This is a genomic window from Sunxiuqinia elliptica, from assembly GCF_900113005.1.
In the GTDB taxonomy this organism is placed as follows: domain Bacteria; phylum Bacteroidota; class Bacteroidia; order Bacteroidales; family Prolixibacteraceae; genus Sunxiuqinia; species Sunxiuqinia elliptica.
The window spans coordinates 1-17,141 of record NZ_FONW01000017.1 but is presented as its reverse complement, the minus strand read 5'-3'; the positions used below and the strand labels follow the sequence as shown (position 1 = coordinate 17,141).

At 41.8% G+C, this 17,141-nt stretch carries 16 protein-coding genes; 10 read left to right on the top strand and 6 right to left on the bottom strand.

Annotated elements, in window-relative coordinates:
* Positions 1 to 195: 195 nt before the first annotated feature.
* Positions 196 to 1,422 (top strand): cofactor-independent phosphoglycerate mutase, encoded by a 1,227-nt coding sequence (locus BM156_RS19505; RefSeq protein ID WP_093921590.1) that lies wholly within the window; start codon positions 196 to 198, stop codon positions 1,420 to 1,422.
* Between the two features lie 60 nt (positions 1,423 to 1,482).
* Positions 1,483 to 2,787, top strand: coding sequence for a threonine synthase (gene thrC / locus BM156_RS19500; protein WP_093921589.1), 1,305 nt, complete (start codon positions 1,483 to 1,485; stop codon positions 2,785 to 2,787).
* 101 nt (positions 2,788 to 2,888) lie between these two features.
* Here the strand turns inward: thrC and BM156_RS19495 are convergent, their stop codons facing one another.
* The 5 genes from BM156_RS19495 to BM156_RS19475 all read right to left on the bottom strand — a co-directional run bounded on the left by BM156_RS19495 (position 2,889) and on the right by BM156_RS19475 (position 7,821).
* On the bottom strand, positions 2,889 to 3,566 hold the full coding sequence (locus tag BM156_RS19495) for a hypothetical protein (RefSeq protein ID WP_093921588.1): 678 nt from the start codon (positions 3,564 to 3,566) through the stop codon (positions 2,889 to 2,891).
* A 71-nt stretch (positions 3,567 to 3,637) separates the two neighbouring features.
* Positions 3,638 to 4,222, bottom strand: coding sequence for a methyltransferase family protein (locus BM156_RS19490; RefSeq protein WP_093921587.1), 585 nt, complete (start codon positions 4,220 to 4,222; stop codon positions 3,638 to 3,640).
* Positions 4,222 to 5,541, bottom strand: coding sequence for an SO_0444 family Cu/Zn efflux transporter (locus BM156_RS19485; RefSeq protein ID WP_093921586.1), 1,320 nt, complete (start codon positions 5,539 to 5,541; stop codon positions 4,222 to 4,224). Before BM156_RS19485 ends, BM156_RS19490 begins: the two co-directional genes overlap by 1 nt.
* Before the next feature lie 245 nt (positions 5,542 to 5,786).
* The gene (locus BM156_RS19480) at positions 5,787 to 7,196 is read right to left on the bottom strand and encodes an NfeD family protein (RefSeq protein ID WP_093921637.1); all 1,410 of its coding nucleotides are present in this window, start codon (positions 7,194 to 7,196) and stop codon (positions 5,787 to 5,789) included.
* A 97-nt stretch (positions 7,197 to 7,293) separates the two neighbouring features.
* Positions 7,294 to 7,821, bottom strand: a complete 528-nt coding sequence (locus BM156_RS19475) for a lipocalin family protein (protein ID WP_093921585.1) — start codon at positions 7,819 to 7,821, stop codon at positions 7,294 to 7,296.
* 391 nt (positions 7,822 to 8,212) lie between these two features.
* On the opposite strand from BM156_RS19475, the gene BM156_RS19470 reads away from it, so the two are divergent.
* Both BM156_RS19470 and BM156_RS19465 read left to right on the top strand, forming a co-directional pair.
* Positions 8,213 to 10,144: a MutS-related protein gene (locus BM156_RS19470; RefSeq protein ID WP_093921584.1), complete on the top strand. Its 1,932-nt coding sequence runs from the start codon at positions 8,213 to 8,215 to the stop codon at positions 10,142 to 10,144.
* 37 nt (positions 10,145 to 10,181) lie between these two features.
* Positions 10,182 to 10,796, top strand: a complete 615-nt coding sequence (locus BM156_RS19465) for a transposase (RefSeq protein WP_139218342.1) — start codon at positions 10,182 to 10,184, stop codon at positions 10,794 to 10,796.
* Between the two features lie 191 nt (positions 10,797 to 10,987).
* Here BM156_RS19465 and BM156_RS19460 read toward each other — a convergent pair whose 3' ends face one another.
* Entirely contained in the window at positions 10,988 to 11,698 is a 711-nt protein-coding gene (locus tag BM156_RS19460) for a hypothetical protein (protein ID WP_093921582.1), read from the bottom strand.
* 1,101 nt (positions 11,699 to 12,799) lie between these two features.
* Between BM156_RS19460 and BM156_RS19455 the strand changes: the two genes are divergently transcribed.
* From BM156_RS19455 to BM156_RS19440, 6 genes are all read left to right on the top strand, one after another.
* Positions 12,800 to 13,417 (top strand): hypothetical protein, encoded by a 618-nt coding sequence (locus tag BM156_RS19455; RefSeq protein ID WP_093921581.1) that lies wholly within the window; start codon positions 12,800 to 12,802, stop codon positions 13,415 to 13,417.
* Between the two features lie 167 nt (positions 13,418 to 13,584).
* Positions 13,585 to 14,271: a hypothetical protein gene (locus BM156_RS19450; protein ID WP_093921580.1), complete on the top strand. Its 687-nt coding sequence runs from the start codon at positions 13,585 to 13,587 to the stop codon at positions 14,269 to 14,271.
* Entirely contained in the window at positions 14,271 to 14,495 is a 225-nt protein-coding gene (locus tag BM156_RS19445; RefSeq protein WP_093921579.1) for a hypothetical protein, read from the top strand. Before BM156_RS19450 ends, BM156_RS19445 begins: the two co-directional genes overlap by 1 nt.
* 139 nt (positions 14,496 to 14,634) lie before the next feature.
* On the top strand, positions 14,635 to 14,760 hold the full coding sequence (locus BM156_RS20890; protein ID WP_262987315.1) for a hypothetical protein: 126 nt from the start codon (positions 14,635 to 14,637) through the stop codon (positions 14,758 to 14,760).
* A 586-nt stretch (positions 14,761 to 15,346) separates the two neighbouring features.
* A complete protein-coding gene (locus tag BM156_RS20735) occupies positions 15,347 to 15,508 on the top strand; it encodes a hypothetical protein (RefSeq protein ID WP_170847020.1) in 162 nt (53 codons plus the stop codon).
* Between the two features lie 81 nt (positions 15,509 to 15,589).
* On the top strand, positions 15,590 to 16,702 hold the full coding sequence (locus tag BM156_RS19440; RefSeq protein ID WP_093921578.1) for an FRG domain-containing protein: 1,113 nt from the start codon (positions 15,590 to 15,592) through the stop codon (positions 16,700 to 16,702).
* The last annotated feature ends 439 nt before the right edge of the window (positions 16,703 to 17,141 follow it).

Here is a 17,141-nt window from a genome sequence, read left to right as displayed (position 1 = left end):
GCAGCGGAAGGGGAAATGTGATGCTGAAAGCCTGAACGAGAAATCGATTCTCATAAATCAAATTGATCGTATAGAAACTTAATCATACAAAATGAGCATGTAAGGGGTACACTTGGGGGAGTGATTGAAGTACATGTGAGTTTTTGTCTGCCGACAGGCAGGTATCTGTTACCTTCAAAATTAAACATTAAACAGATGAAGTATATAATTGTATTAGGAGACGGAATGGCTGATGAGCCGTTGGCTAACTATGGTGATAAAACTCCGTTACAAATGGCTAACACCCCGGCCATTGACCAATTAGCAAAAATGGGGACTTGTGGCCAGTTGGTTACGGTTCCTGAAAACATGCATCCTGGAAGCGAGATTGCCAATCTTTCGGTTTTAGGGTATGATGTTGCTCAAGTATTTGAGGGCCGTGGAACTCTGGAAGCAGCCAGCATCGGTGTTGTCTTGGAACCCGGAGACTTGGCCTTACGATGCAACCTGATTTGTGTTGAGGGCGAACAAATTAGAAATCACTCTGCAGGTCATATTTCAAACGAAGAAGCTCATGAGTTAATCGATTACTTGAATGAGCAACTTGGCTCTGAAGAAATTGTGTTTCACAAAGGAGTTTCATACCGGAACTTATTGGTAGTTAAAGGAGGAAGCAAGCAATTGGATTGTACGCCTCCTCACGATGTGCCCGGACAAGCTTTTGAACAACACTTGGTAAAAGCAACAGCTGATGAAGCTCAAAATACTGCTGAGAAATTGAATGAACTTATTGCCCGTTCGATGGAGCTATTGGCGAGTCATCCGGTGAACCAAAAGCGGAAGGCTGCCGGGAAAGATATGGCGAATAGTATTTGGCCGTGGTCGCCGGGCTATAAACCCCAAATGCCAACCTTAAAAGAGTTGTTTGGAGTTGAAAAATCTGCGGTTATTTCTGCTGTCGACCTGATTCAGGGAATTGGCGTGTATGCTGGCATGGATGTTATTAAGGTGGAAGGTGCCACTGGGCTTTACGATACCAATTATGAGGGCAAAGCCGAAGCAACAATTCAGGCCTTGAAGGATCATGACTTGGTTTATCTGCATATCGAAGCCAGTGATGAAGCTGGCCATGAAGGAGATGTTGAGCTTAAAACCCGGACGATTGAATACCTGGATCAACGAGTGGTTCGCTATTTAATTGAAGAAACAGCAAAAATGGATGAACCTGTAGCGATAGCCGTATTACCCGATCATCCTACTCCATGTGCAACAACCGTTCATACCAAAGATCCGGTGCCATTCTTGATTTATAAACCGGGTATTGATGGCGATCAGGTTGAGGCTTACGATGAGTTCACGGTTCGAAAAGGCAGTTATGGACTGCTTCGTGGAGCCGAATTTATGCGGGCTTTATTGCAGCAAAACGAGGAAGCAGCTTCTTAGTTTCAGATGCCAAGAAACAAGTTGTCTGAAAATCCAAACATCCAAAAATCTTTACTAAAAATGAAATACTACAGTACCAATAAAACAGTTTCTGGAATCTCATTGAAAGAGGCTGTAACTAAAGGACTCGCCGATGATAAAGGCTTGTTTATGCCCGAACGAATCGAAGCATTTCCGCCATCATTTTTTGAAACAATTCACCAATTATCGTTTCAGGAGATTGCTTTTGAGGTAGCCAAAAAGTTTTTTGGCGAAGATATTCCCAATGATGATTTGAAAACGTTGGTCGATGACACCCTGAACTTTGATTGTCCGATAGCTCATGTCAACGATAATATCTTTGCCTTGGAGTTGTGGCATGGTCCAACCCTGGCCTTTAAAGATGTTGGTGGCCGTTTTATGGCGCGCTTGCTTGGCTATTTTCTGCAGGGAAATGAAGAGCAGGTGAATGTGCTGGTTGCTACTTCTGGAGATACCGGAAGTGCTGTTGCTAATGGCTTTTTGGGTGTTCCGGGGATTCACGTTTATGTGCTTTATCCTAAAGGCTTGGTAAGCGAAATTCAGGAAAAACAGTTCACCACTTTAGGGCAAAACATTACCGCGATTGAGGTGGATGGAACTTTTGATGATTGCCAGCGCTTGGTGAAAACAGCCTTTTTAGATGAGGAGTTGAAAAGCCAGCTAACACTTACATCTGCCAACTCCATTAATGTGGCACGTTTTTTACCACAGGCATTCTACTACTTCAATGCTTATGCGCGTTTGCGCGAGCGTGGATTGACTGAAGACTTGGTTGTTGCTGTTCCCAGCGGAAATTTTGGAAACCTGACAGCTGGCTTGTTTGGAAAGAAAATGGGGCTGCCCATTAAGCGGTTCATTGCTGCCAATAACGAGAACGATATTGTTTACAATTATTTGAAAACCGGTCAGTATGAGCCTAGGCCGTCGGTAGCTACAATTGCCAATGCCATGGATGTTGGTGATCCGAGTAATTTTGCCCGAATTCTGGATTTATACGATCACTCACATGAGGCTATAAAAGCAGAAATGACAGGCTATCGCTATTCCGATGCTGAAATTCGGGAAGTGGTTAAAGACGTGTATCATAAATATGGCTACCTGACAGATCCTCACGGAGCTACGGCCTATAAAGCCTTGGAGGAAAGTTTACAAGATGGGGAAGTTGGTGTTTTTCTGGAAACGGCACATCCCGCAAAGTTTACGGAAACTGTCGAGAAAATAATTGGACTTGGAAAAGTTAACTTGCCCGAAAAGCTAGCTGCTTTTATGAAGGGCGAGAAGCAGACTGTTCCACTCAGTAAAGATTTTGAGGCATTCAAAAAGTACCTGTTAGCGAGAAGTTGATCAACGAAACTGCACTCTATTTGGTGCACATGAAATACTTGGAAGCAGTGGAAAACAATCGTTTTTTTACTGCTTTCTTTTTTCTTAGGCTTTTGGTGTTTTCACTCAACAGGATATTTGGTTATGTCTGGCTCACTTGATTCAAAAAGCCCGGTTTCGAAAAAATGATTGGCCATTTTTAAAGCATCTCCTTTCGAGTGCTTGGTTGCTCTTAAGGTAAACCATTTTTCCATAAATTCATTTTGCTTCACCAATTCCGTATTTGTTTCTGCGATCACTCTTTTTAGAGCTGTTAAATCTGTTTCGTCCATTACCTTTACATAGAAAAGGCTGCTGTAGCTATTTACACATCGGTTGCCAATTGGTTCCCAAATTAGATTTTGGCAGTTGTCACTTTGGATTGTGTAGTGTACATAGGAAACTAGACTTCGCTCTTGTATTGCTGAGATGATCGTGGTAATTTCCTCACAGCTTTTTGACGAATTAAGCTTTAGAGGGATCTCTTTGTATTTGTAGCTTGGTTGAGCGTAGATTGTGTAATTGTAGTCTTGGTCGAAGTCGCTTAAAGTCGATATAAAGTTTTGAATTTCATCGTCTGTATAAGTCGTATCACAAGCAAGAAGGACATAATTTCCTGAAAGCTCTCCTAAGTAATCTTCACTTCCGTTGTAGTATTTAAAGTCGGTGTAATTACAACTGGTCTGAAGAGATTCATTTTCATCAACACAGCTTGCGAAAAGAAAGGGCATTAAAATCAAAAGCAGGAAATACTTTTTCATAAGTTCTTTTTTCGTTAGATGGCAAATAGTATAATTAGGTTGCGTAGGATTGCCATTAACTTGAAGCTTATTTACAAATAGCGGGCAGTCTGGTTTTTGTAGTTGAGGTAGTCTTGTTGAAATGTACTTGTTAGAAATTGTTCCTCCCGGAGGATAATGATGTGGTGAGCTAGGAGGCTAAAGATAATCAGTGCAGTAATCAGCAAGCTTGGAATCAAAAGAAAACAAGCGGTGTTGAAAAAAATGAAGCTGGCGTACATGGGGTTGCGGCTAATTTTATACACGCCACTGGTTTGTAAGGCATGCTGGCGAGTTGGAAGCCCCACGCGCGTAAAGATACTCATGGTGTAATAAGCCGGAATTAACAGGAGGTTTCCTGCTAGCAGAAAGATCAAAGCCAGTAATTTCTGAACATCCGGAATTTCTGACTGAATAAGTATGGGCAGGTAGCTGAAAAAATTAGGGAAAACACTGGCCACAGCGGGACCTGCCAGCAGTAACGAGATTGCAAGTTTTGTGGCAAAAAACACCCATTTGTTAATGGTTGGTTTGCCCCATGCTCCCTGTCCGTTTCTTAGAAGTTGGTACCCCAACAGCAGCGTGCTGATCAAGGGAAGAAAGCTCAATAAAATTAGTCCTGCCTGTAGTAGTTGCATTAGATTTCGCCTTTGTAATCGTAGCCAATTTCTGTTAACACGCGTCCCACTTCGTTTAGGTCGAATTGCTTTCCTTTTAATCGAACTTCCGAGGTGTTTTTATCTGCAAAAACTTCATCAACACCATCTAGTTTCGAAAGGTTTCTGACCACGCTGGCTTCACAGTGCGAGCAGGTCATTCCTTCAACTTTCAATGTGGTTAATTTCATGGTGTTTGTTTTTTGCGACTTTTCAAAACGCTCATAAAAATAACCAAAAATAAGCGATCCAAACAAAAGGATTGTTGAGCTTACTTGCAACCATTGGGGAAGCATTTCATGACCTTCCTCGCCATGGATGTGGACTAGCTGTGACATAAATAAGTCGGCAGGGATAAGCCAGTTTATTAACAGACCAAACAGGATTGCTCCTCCGGTGATGGTCGCAAGGTAAACGGCTAAGGACTTGCGTCCCATGGTATTGCCAATAACTGTCATCGTAGCGACGTTGGTTGCCGGCCCGGCCATTAGAAAAACCAAGGCAGCACCAGGCGAAACACCTTTTAATAACAAAACGGCCGCAATGGGTATGGAACCTGTTGCACAGATGTAGAGAGGGATTGAAGCTGCCAGAATAATCAGTATTTCGAGGAATCCCCAGCCCCTGAACGAGCTGAAAAAGTCATCGGGTAAGATCACTGAAATAAAAGCAGCAATCAGAAATCCAATGATGAGCCACTTGGCAATATCTTGCAGTAATTCAACAAAGGCGTAGTGGGTTGCTCGAACAAAAGCATTGCCTTTAGGTGCTTTTTCTTCATGACATCCACAACTGTCGTCCTTGCAGCTAGCCGCATCCGGTTGTTTTCCCAGTGCTTGGGTATCCAGTTTAAAATTGGCGTATGGATTTTGAGGAGCAGGCTTTTCTTTGACAAGCAGGTTGGTTAAAATTCCTCCAGCAATACCGGTTATAAAGGCGACGATGGGGCGTAGCAAGGCAAATGGCCAACCCAGCATGGAGTAGGTGGCTAAGATTGAATCAACTCCGGTTTGAGGCGTGGAGATCAAGAACGAGTTGGTTGCTCCTTTGGAGGCGCCATTGCGAAAAAAGGAAATGCCTGTGGGAATAACCCCGCACGAACAAAGTGGCATTGGGATACCCAACAAGGATGCATTGACAGCAGATTTTGTTGTTGGTTTGCCTAGGTACTTTTGCACCTTGTTTTGAGGGAAAAATATTTTGAGCAGGCCCGCAAATATAAGTCCCAGCAATAACCAGGGGGCCATTTCATTAACTAAATAAATTAGTTCTTCCAGGTAATTGATTATAAACTCCTTCATCACATCTCCTTTACACTATTAAAAGCAATGCAAAAGTAGAATTGTTTAGATCGAAAAAGAAGTAAAAGATGAAAAAGTTTGATTTGGGCTTGGCAGCTCGAACCGTTCATTAAATAGCAGGCCTATTCTTAAACTTTTATCTGTTTCTGTTTCAATTTTTCCTCTTGGTCCTTCGCCTTTGCCTGTGCCTGCTCTTTTTTCTTTGCCTTTGCCTGTGTCTGTGCCTTTTTTTACCTCTGCCTTTCTTACGCCTTTTCAACGTATAGCTGGGCCGCTTCTGCTTTAATCACAATGACTTCATCTCCGCGATCAATCATTCCCAGTCCGGCAACGGCATCATAAATTTTTCCTTCAATTTTAACTTTTCCTGAAGGGCGTAAAACGGTGTAGGCAACGCCTTTGTGTCCAACCAAGTATTTGTAGCTGGTATCAACGCCTACAAAACCTTCTTCTTTTTCCTGAGTTGAGTGCAGCGACAAGTTTTTAAAAGCGCCTGAGTTAGCCGTAAACAACCTTTTGCTGAGTACCAAGCTGAGCAGAAAACCTCCAAACAAGGCAACAATAACCGTGGTGAGGGCGGAGAGTATTTTTTCAGGATGAACACCTTCAAAATTGAAGTTGATGTTATCAAGCAAACTGAGCACAAGCCCGGTAAAGCTCAGCGTAATTCCGAGTAGTCCGGCAATACCAAAGCCCGGGAGGACAAAGATCTCAACGGCAATCAGAATCAGTCCGACAATGAACAACATGATTTCCCAATTAGCAGCAAGGCCTTCGAGGTAGAGTGGTGCAAAGTAGGCAAAGGCAGCAGCGATGGCAATAATCAGTGGGAAGCCTATGCCAGGGGTTTGCATTTCAAAATAAATACCTCCCAGGATAGCCATGATTAGTAAGCCGGAAACCATTGGGTTAACCAGGAAGCCAATGAGTTTTTCCAAAGCGGTCGGCTTGTATTCAACCAGTTCGTAATCTTCATAGCCTATTTGTTCCAGCACCTCGGGAACATTTTCTGCAATTCCTTCGCAAAAGCCATATTTCATAGCTTCCGATGGGGTGAAGGTCAATATTTTGCCAGTGTCAATAACGCCCGGGATGTAAATGCTTTCATCAACCATGGCCTCGGCAATTTTGGGGTCACGGAACCATTGGAAGGTGGTATCCTGCCCGCTAATGATGGTGTCGCCACCATGAGACTCGGCCGTTGCCCGCATAATGGAGCGCATGTAAGATTGGTATTTGTCCGGCATCTTTTCGCCCGTTTGGTTCACCACAGTTGCTGCACCAATCGATGCTCCTTTGCGCATAAAAATGCTGTCGCAGGCCACTGAAATCAGGGCACCGGCGCTGGCTGCATTGTTGTCGATAAACACATAAACCGGACGTGTGCTATTTAAGATCTTGGTACGAATGGAGTCGGCATCGAGAACGGTGCCTCCATACGTATTCATATGGATTAAAATTACATCGGCATCAAGACTATCTGCTTCCTCAAAGGCCTGCTGGGTTTGTCGCCATACTGCCGGTGCAATATTTTCTTTGATATTGAACTTGTAAATCAACGGCTTTTGGCCTGTTGTTGTAATCGTGTCCTGCGCCAATGCGGGATTTAAAACAGTCAATAAAAGAAGGATAAGCCAGAGTAGTCCTGATTTCATAGTTGCCAATTTAAATTGCGTATGCTCAAAGTTACGTATTTTTTGGTGTGTTGCGCGTTCGTTCAGACACTTCCTTGTTTTGCGGAACATTTTTTAGCTATTTCTGCGGAACACGGATGAGCTGGCTGGTATCATACCCTCGTTTTTGAGCTTCTTGAACCAGCTGCTGGTACGTTGTTTCTTCCAGTTGAGGCGTCCGGCTTAAAATCCATAAATACTTGGGGCTTGAACTTCCAATTAAGGCATAGGAATAATCGTCGGCAAGCTCCAGAATATTATAGTCGGCATAAAAGAACAAGAAAAAGGCCACTTTCAGTTCTCCGGGCTTTTCCGGATTAGGCATCTTGGCCTTGCCTTTGGCTTCTTCGTAGGGGCCGTTCAGGCTGTTTTTGTAGCCAGCGTTAATCACATCAATTTTTCCATCGTCGCGTAAATGGTAACTAGCCGTAACACCAACCAAATCTTTCTCAAAAGAATGTGGGAAACGGGCAATTTCATACCAAGTGCCCATATAGCGCTCAAGATCCAACTCTTTGATGGTGGTTTTGTCAATGACCGACTGCTTGGGTTGACAGGAAAAAAGAAGGGTAACAAGAAACATGATACGAATGACTTGAGTGTGCATAAACTTTGCTTTTGCGTTAGCTGACTATCATTAAAAGTAAGGATTTTTACTGTTTATTCAAGGGGAAAAGAGGCGTTTCAGAACTTTTTTGCTCTTACTTCCGTTGAGTTTGTCGTATTGAGAGTGTGCAAAAAACTGTACCTTGGCGTTCGAGTAGGCAAACCCGCTATTGATAAGAGATGCAACGGGCGTGGCAATTAGCTTACACACAGGAGTGTAATTAGAAGTGGGTTTCCCGTCTGACCGCGCAAGCCGGACAGGTGGGCGTTGCGATAAAAAAATAAACAGTTATAAACATCCATGGCAAGGAAAATTGACACAAAGGCTGATGGTTAACAACTTACCTTATCTGGTGTCTTGGGTCTAATGTCTTGGTTTTAAGGATAAACGCATGAAAATTTACAGAGACTACATAAATAAGTACGACGCCAAGCTGCAGCAAGTAAGTAAGTTGTTGAGTCGTATTTCCTTACTACGCTTATTTATTTTTGTTCTTTCATGCGGCATTCTGATCTACTTGTTTAATCTCCGGTTGTTTACGTCTATTCTGATTGTTTTGCCACTGTTGCTGGTTGTTTTCGGTGCTTCAGTCAAATATCACAACAAAATAGCTTTCCTAAAAAAACATACTGCATTCCTGAAAGAGATCAATGAAGCCGAAGTTTCAAGAGAGCAATCGACGCTTGGAGGCTTTGATCCCGGGCAGCAGTTTGTTAATCCGGATCATCCGTATACCTCCGATCTGGATATTTTTGGTCAGCATTCCATTTTTCAGTTGGTTAATCGAACAACAACAGAGTCCGGGACGATGCGTTTATCGGAATGGCTGTCGGAGCCGGCACCGAACAAGGAAATTCATGATCGGCAGGAAGCTATCCGCGAGTTGGCTCAAAAGCTGGATTGGAGGCAGGATTTTCAGGCCTCGGGGATGCACTTTCAAAATAAGAAAAGTGATTATTCTAAATTGTTAGCATGGGTAGAGGCTCCCATCGTGCTGTTAAAAAATAGAGCGATCTATACCGCGCTCGCCATATTCCTTTCAATCCTGGCGTTACTTGGTTTCTATTTTTCCATCGCCAATATCGGCTCCCCTAATCGGTTTGACTATATCATTCCCTTTCTTGCTGTTTTTGTAATCAATATCCTTGTCTTAAGAAAAGTGGATTCCCTGGCCGAAGATATCGTTAAAACGTCTCAAGAAAATATCAAAACCCTTAAAGGTTACCAGATCTTGATTGATAAGATTGAACGGGAAAATTTCAAGTCCAAAAAATTGTGCGAATTGCAGGCTGTTCTGAAGAAAAGCAAGTATTCGGCGTTCAATGAAATTAAGAAGCTGTGTCGCTTATTGGAATTTTCACAGCAACGGGGCATCAAAAAGATTCCGGTAGGTGGAAATTACCTTTACCCACTGTTAAACCGTTTCCTGCTCATTGATATTTACGTGATTATTGCCACCGAAAAGTGGAAGTCAAAAAATAAAGTGTTTTTGAAAGGGTGGGCTGAAGTCGTAAGTGAGTTTGAAGTGATCAACAGTTTTGCCGGTTTTTGCTATTCCAACCCTGCCTATACGTTCCCGGAGATAAGCGAGGACGACAACTACGTTCAGTTTGAGGACCTGGGGCATCCGTTAATCAATTCGGAAAAGCGGGTATGTAATGATTTTCATTCAGAAGGACATGGGCAGGTAGTGATGGTTACGGGCTCCAACATGGGAGGAAAAAGCACCTTTTTAAGAACGGTAGGCGTTAACATTGTGCTGGCCCTGGCTGGCGCTCCTTGCTGTGCAACAAGCGGACGGGTGTCGAACCTTAAGCTGTTTTCAAGTATGCGTACCCAGGATAATTTGAAGGAAGGAATTTCTTCTTTTTATGCCGAATTGGGGCGAATTGAAAAGATGCTGCAACTCATCGCAAGTAGTCAAAACGTTTTTTTCCTGTTGGATGAGATGTTTAAAGGAACAAACTCCGAAGATCGGCATCGTGGTGGCTTTTCGTTGATTAATCAAATCAGTGAGCTTGAAACATCAGGCATTATTGCAACACACGATATTGAACTGGCCAAACTATCCGGAAGTAAAAGCTTAGTGACCAACTATAGTTTTAACAGTGAAATTAAAAATGGCTCCATGTATTTCAGCTACAAACTTGAGCCGGTTATTTGCAATGATTTTAACGCAAGTGAACTGATGGAAAGAAGCGGAATTAAAATATTAGCCAATCTCCCCAGTTCTTCGGAGCCTATCGTGAATTGTAAAGAAGTTAGGGCTTCACTTGAAGTGAAACCCTCATTGTCCAAAACAAGGTTTGCCGGGCTTGTATGAAAGTCGTAATTTAAAGCAACCAATTTCGAATCAAGCCGTGGAATTTGAAACCGACCATATTTTTCCTATTTTCAATCGGGGAAACAACTCGCAATGCCTGTTCTTTACGCGTGACAACTACTTGTTCTTTATTGAAAAAATCAGAACTCATGTTTTACCTCATGCTGATATTTTAGCTTGGTGTTTGATGCCAACACACTTTCATTTGATGGTGCATGTGAATGATTTGCATATGGAGCGTATTGAGCGTATTGAGCAGGTGACTCGAAGTCACCTGCTCAATAGAACACGTTCGTTTAATGATTCAATTGCTATTTTGTTGCGATCCTATACACGGGCTATTCAGAAACAAGAAAGCCGCACAGGCAGCCTTTTTCAAAACAGAACTAAGGCGATTTGCTTAACCTGCAATGATGGTATTTCTCCTGCCTGGTTTCAATGTAAGTATGGAGCGATGATTCATGTTGACCATCCCGAGAAAGCCTATCCTCAAGTCTGTTTTGATTACATTCATGCGAACCCGGTAAAAGATATGCTCGTCAATGAAATGGAGGAGTGGGAGTTTTCTTCAGCCCGTGATTATGCCGGCTTACGAAACGAAACGCTGGTAAATAAAAAACGAGCCCAGGAATTTGGCTTGGTTTATCGCTAAGAGCCGATCGGGTGATTTCTTTGCTGGAGTCGTTGAATGGCTTGCATATGAAGCTTAGTGATCAGGTGACTTGGAGTCACCTGATCACTAGGAAGTGAGACGCTAACATGAGCCCATATGATGCTACTGAGGGCCTCACTCGAAGTGAGACCCTCAGTAGTTAAAGGCACCTGGGAACTAGAAGAATAAATTTACTGTTCGGTTTCGCTCAGGACTTCCTGGTTGTCTTTATCTTTGGGTTTGCCGGTTGGGGTGTCGTAAATAATGTAGTCGTTGTATTTGGCCTGATTGGTATCTTCCCAAATCTGTTTGCCGGTATTGCAGTATTTCACCAGCAAGGCATAAATTTCGTTGGCTTTTTCCACGCGGTTTTCGGTGGCAATGTCGCGGTCGGCAATGGCGTCTTCCTGCTTGCTTAGTGCTTGTTCGTAGGTATCCAGCCGGGAGTTCAGTTCGGTCAGTAGTTCTGGTGTCAGCCCTTCGCTTTCCAGCTGGGGTAACATGGTTTCGGCTACCCGGTGCACCCGCCGGGTCACATAGCTCAGCTTCCCACCGTCCAGGTCGCTGACGCCTGAAACGCCAAACTTCCGGTAGTTGCCCGATTGTGCACCAAACTTGTTTTCCACGCGCTGCATAATTTCGGCAATGGCATCGCGCAGCTGGATGGCTGCCTCGTCTTTTTCCTGGGTGGCACTTACCTGCACCCCTACCAGCTCATCATCGGTCGGAATGTTGGCAAAGTCAGTCAGCATGGCTTTCAGGGCGTTGAGCTTTTCTTCGGTAACCCCATACTTAATAAACTCAACCAAATCGCGTAACATAAAACCGATCTTGGCCATGGCAAAGGTATAAAGAGCAGAGAGAGCAATGTTGAAGTTTACGGTAACTGTCTTTTTTCTCATTTTTGTAATTTTTAGATTTATAATTCGCTGGTCCGGTCAGACTACTTTTTCAGGATAAGCTTCATCGGAGGGCTGTTTGTCAGGTGTCGCGAACTCCGATTCGCGATTGACTACCCTTAAGGGTTATGGCTTGGCTTAAAGATGCTGCCTGAAGCGTTGAACGTTTACTTCGGGGCGTTTGAAACCCCTCATTTTTAGTTGAAATACCAGGCCGACAAGTTGAAACACAATTCCGGGAAGTTCAAACACTCAGCCGGGAAGTTCAAGCACTTAGCGGAGTGATTAAAACACAAAACCGAGTAGTTGAAACACCAAACCGAGCACTTGAAACACTCAGCGGAGCCGTTGAAACACAATTCCGAGCACTTAAAACACTCCTTTTTTGCTCGGCTGAGTGTCCGGAGCACTTTTTTTAGTATACAGAGCACTTTTTTCAGTGTACCAAGCACTAGGCCGGGCAGTTTAAGCCCCCGGGAAACCAATTGAAGCAGTCGGTTGGCTTGTCAAAGAACTTTTTTGGGTGAATCCAATGCTTTGGAGAGTCATTTCAAGCACGAAGCGAGTCTCCAAGCTTCAGGGGGATGTCTTTTCAGGCGTGTTTTCTGGTTTTACGGTTAACTGAATAAATAAGCAGCTGATTTGAAACGACTTATTAAAAATAATCATTATGAACAAGAAAGGGAAGCGGCAAAGCCTACTGTCTCCCAATAATTTTATGTTTTTCAGCATAATACCAACAAATACCTGCTTTAGAAAAGTCTGAAAAAGAAGATAATAGCAAAGGTTTAAATCTGGTCCCGAGTCCTGCCCTGCCCGACAAACAGCCCGAGCGCCCTAAAACTGAGCATTCCCGTACTGTTTAGTTTATGAAAAGGCGTATCTTGGGGAGTTGGTGAGAATAAGCCTTAGCAGCGAGGAAGCTTGGTGAGTGGCGAAGGGGCTTGGATCATGGTCTTGTTATAAACGGCTACCAGGCGATGCAATCGCGCGGTAGCTTGGGGACTTTGAACTGTAAAACCATAAAATATGAACATATCCAGCAATATATGGTGGGTAGAGTTGAAAAATATGAACAGATAAGTAAGTTAGGCAACATGCAATATGAAAGACGAACTTGAACAATATTTAATAGAGTTAGAAAATGAAGGTGATAAGTTGATTTCAATCGGGAAACAACTTTTAGAAAATATCGGAATGACTGAATTTTCTCTTTTTTGCACAGCAATTTTGAATCGAACAATCAATTTGAATAGAGGCTTTATAACTTTGATAAATGATTCAAATTACATTGCGGCTGCACCACTCGTGAGACTAAATCTTGACAGTTTATTGCGATTGTTTGCATCATCACAATCGGAATTTGATTATGAGACTTTCGCTCAAAAAGTAAGAAGGGGCGAAAAAATTAGCAACTTGAAGGACAAGACTAGAAAGAAAAAATTGAAAGATTTCGAATTAGTCGAAAGGCTCAAAGAAATAAAAGGGTTGAGCTGGGTCGATGATGTTTATAAAGCAGGAAGTGGATTCGTACATCTCAGTATAAATCATATTAACTCATCTTATTCTATTGATGGTGAAATTATGACAGGAGGAATAAGAAAAAATGATGAATTTATTTCAAACACTGAAAAAATAGCAGCAGCACATTATATGACTCAAGCATCAAGGGGGATAAGAGTTTTCATCGGTGATTGGATTAATATAATGAATAAGAAATAAAGCACGATTGCCTAACAAATTGCAAATTGCATTGCGGGTGCAGTGGTGTGCGTTGTCTCTGCTCCTTTCTTGACCGTCATGTCCTACCGGACACAGACGCTCTTCGAAATCCGCAACGACAACTTGCAAGTGACCGTTAGCGGTAATAATAACTAAAAACCTACATTATGATATTTGAAGCAAGACAATCACTAAAATCTCAATTACTTGAAATGCCTGAAACAGGAATGGGCTACCAAATAATTGATGCCATTCAAGAAGGAAAATATTCTTCACAAAGATTTGTTGTTTATAATACAGAATTAGTTGTCAATCTGGACTCTGATTTTGATTTATACAAAAGAAAAATAATCAATGAAGGATACTCTTCTATAAAAGCAAGTTCACCTTATTTGGAACTAAAAGATTTTCAATTCGTCTCCCGTTCCAAGATTTTAGAATTCAGAGTATTAGTTGAGTCAAAAATGACAGAAAAAGGGAGATTCACTGGAGGTAGTGGTGCAACTGATAATAAAGAAGAATATGCAAATGGGGAGGAAATTTTTGTTAGACTTTCTGCATATGAAGACGATAAAAGAATTGACTTTGACAACAAGAAGTTAAAAAGTGGTAGTTATACAACAACCTACGTTGACTATCAAACTTGCAAAAGATATAATGATGACCCAGTTGACAGATATGCTTTGCCAAATAACGAAGAAATAAAATGGGCTTTTTACATACAACCCAAATCTTACGATAAACTTCAAAGAGGAATTGTACAACCAGCTTTTGGTCACGACGGCGGAGGAATTGAAGCTTATTTTAAAAACGGGACTTCAAACAATACGTTCTTCAGAAAAACTGCTTATTAATGAGCCAAAAGAATATTAAACTTCAAGACAAATTTGTCGAGTATTTGGAAACTCAACCAGAACAAGGAATGGGTTATCAAGTTGTTGACTTATACTTGAAAAACGGAATTATTTTACAAAATCGAGTTGTAATTAATTCCACATTTTTACAGTTAGAAACGGATGAAGATTTAAACACAGATGATATAGTTAAAATTGAAATTACTACCGCTAACAAATTGTAAATTGCATTGCGGGGTTCGTGGTGTGTCGTTCGCTGGATTCTCGCAACATCGTTCCGTCCTGCCGGACAGGAACGAGCTCCGAAATCCGCAACGACCACATAGTGTGCCGAGAAGCGATGAATCGGCAAAATAAAGTTCATTGCATACTGTAATTGAGATGGTGGAAGTTGCAAACGAGCAACAGGACACTGGTGTCGCCTTACAGGAGGGGGCATCAAACCACCTAAAGGTGCTGTGTTTAAGAGGCATGGTGCTGAGCGTTTAGGAAAAGATATAGCACGATTATATCAGGTGTGAATATAGGAGCTGAACGCAAGTGAACCCTTGAAGAGGAGTCGAGAAGTGGCCACATTCTGTCAAAAGTTGTAGCGTATGTTATGCAACGATAAGTACAGCGGGGACCTGTTTACTGGCTGTGCGGCAGGCGTCTTTCAGGCGGTAGGACTTATATCCGGGCTTATTTACGGAACTCGGGAACCAGTCACATTGATGGTAAGCGAAAGGCACAACAGGCACACCCTGAAGGCCGAATAGTAATGCGATGTACTGGGACGGACTGAGCCGTAGTAGTGATGAAGTTTCTGTAATGGGAATGGAGCGAAGGGGTTAGCTGATATAGTTAAATCTTTTGCCAACCTGAAAGGGGATGAGCTTTATAGAACAAGCTATATTAGAAGAGCCGTATGACGGGAGACTGTCAAGTACGGTTCTGTGAGAGGCTGGGGGTGAAATTCCCCCGGTCTACTCGACCAAGTGACCGTTAGCGGGCAATTAAAACCGAGATATAGAGTCGGAACATGCCGAAAAAAGACTTTAAACAGAAGTAGGTGCCAAATTAAATTTAATTAATCATGGGAAAAACAGGACAATCAGGACAAGGAAATGCTGGGGGTTGGCCATCAACAACAGGTGGCAAGTCTGGTGGTGGAAGAAGTAACAACTCATCAGGAGGAGGAAAATCTTCTGGCAGTGGAAAATCAGGTGGAGGCTCTAAAGGTGGTGGTAAAAAATAATTTGTATGACTTAAAATACGGATAGGTAAAATTTTCTGTCCGTATTTCAATTTTTAAAGTCTAATGTAAAGAGGTTATTTAATGAGACAAATTTATGGACAACTAACGGCTGAGTTGAAAAACCATACAACTCCTAAAACTGTTGGAAAAGACCCTGGATACAGAATTAATTCTTTTAGGGAACTAGTTGAACAAGTCGCTAAACTATCATATCTGAATAAAGATTATTTGCTTTTTTATCGAGGACAAAAGAATGATTATCAAAATAAAGCAGGTGTTTCAACTTTCTATCCGACAATATACAGAGGAGAATATTTGACTCAGCAAGAATTAAATTACAGATTTGACTTACTTAAAAGTGCTTGTAAACTGTTGGTTCAGGAGTTCAAAAGCCAAAAGATTGAAGGATATCACGAACTACAAAGGAAAAAATATATTCAGTGGAGTGTATTGCAACATTATGAAGTAACTGGAACTCCCTTGTCAGACGTTACTCAATCTTTGAGGGTGGCTTGCTCTTTTGCTCAGTTGTATAACGAAAATGAAACTGCATTTATTTATGTTTTTGGACTTCCTTATTACTCAAACAGGATTTCTATAAACTCAGAACACGACTTAGTAAATATTAGACTGTTAAGTATTACGCCTCCATCTGCATTAAGACCATACTTTCAAGAGGGTTACCTTGTAGGAACTGAGGATATTACTAACGAATACGTAAATAAAGGAGAATTAGACTTAAACCAAAGATTGATTGCAAAATTTGAAATTCCAAACTCTGATGAATTTTGGAATGCAGAATTTGATAGAATTCCTGAAAATGCTTTATATCCTGACAATGACATCATCAAAGATATTTGTGATAATTTAAAACTTGATTTACAGCCAGAAGTCGAGGACAGTGATTTAGGATTGTTCTTGAAATTATGGACTGAAATTGAATCCATCATCTTGGAACGAGCTAAAAAATATCAAAGAAACGTATTCAATATGAGAAAAGCTCTTTTCATCTTAATGGAAAATGAGGAGCAAACTTATAACTATTTGAAAGAACTCGACTATCTAAGGAATTTTAGGAATAAATTAGTACACAATCCAGCTTCAATACGAAAAGATGACATTCGGAAAATGACAGAAAATTTAGAGTATTTGATGAATGAATTAAAAAAAGCCCATAACATTTTGTATAAGTAATGGCAGGCTATGTGGTAAATGTCAAGTTTCGCAGCCCGCTCAAACTGCGTAGCGGTTTGACAGGGAATTACCACGCAACCATCTCCCCCTTCTATGTTGTAATCCAAACTTAGGGAGTATTATTTTGAAACTATTTTCGCTATAACTTTTTAAATCTAAGTATATTATCTTTATTTCTTGTAAAGAGGAAGAGGACGCAGGCTCTGCTGGGGAGCAACCTGTCAGCAATACTCTTTACGGATACACTGTATAAGGGGAGGTTCTCGGACCTTCCTTTTACTTATACAGGAATCCTCAATGGCTAAAGAAAACCCAATATGGTTTCTATAGCTTACGCTGATAAATATCCCGTAAAAACAACCTTCTATCAGTAGACAAATACTACATTTCCCTGTTTCAGTTTTTACAAGTAAAGCGCCGCAATCTCGTTAAGCAGACC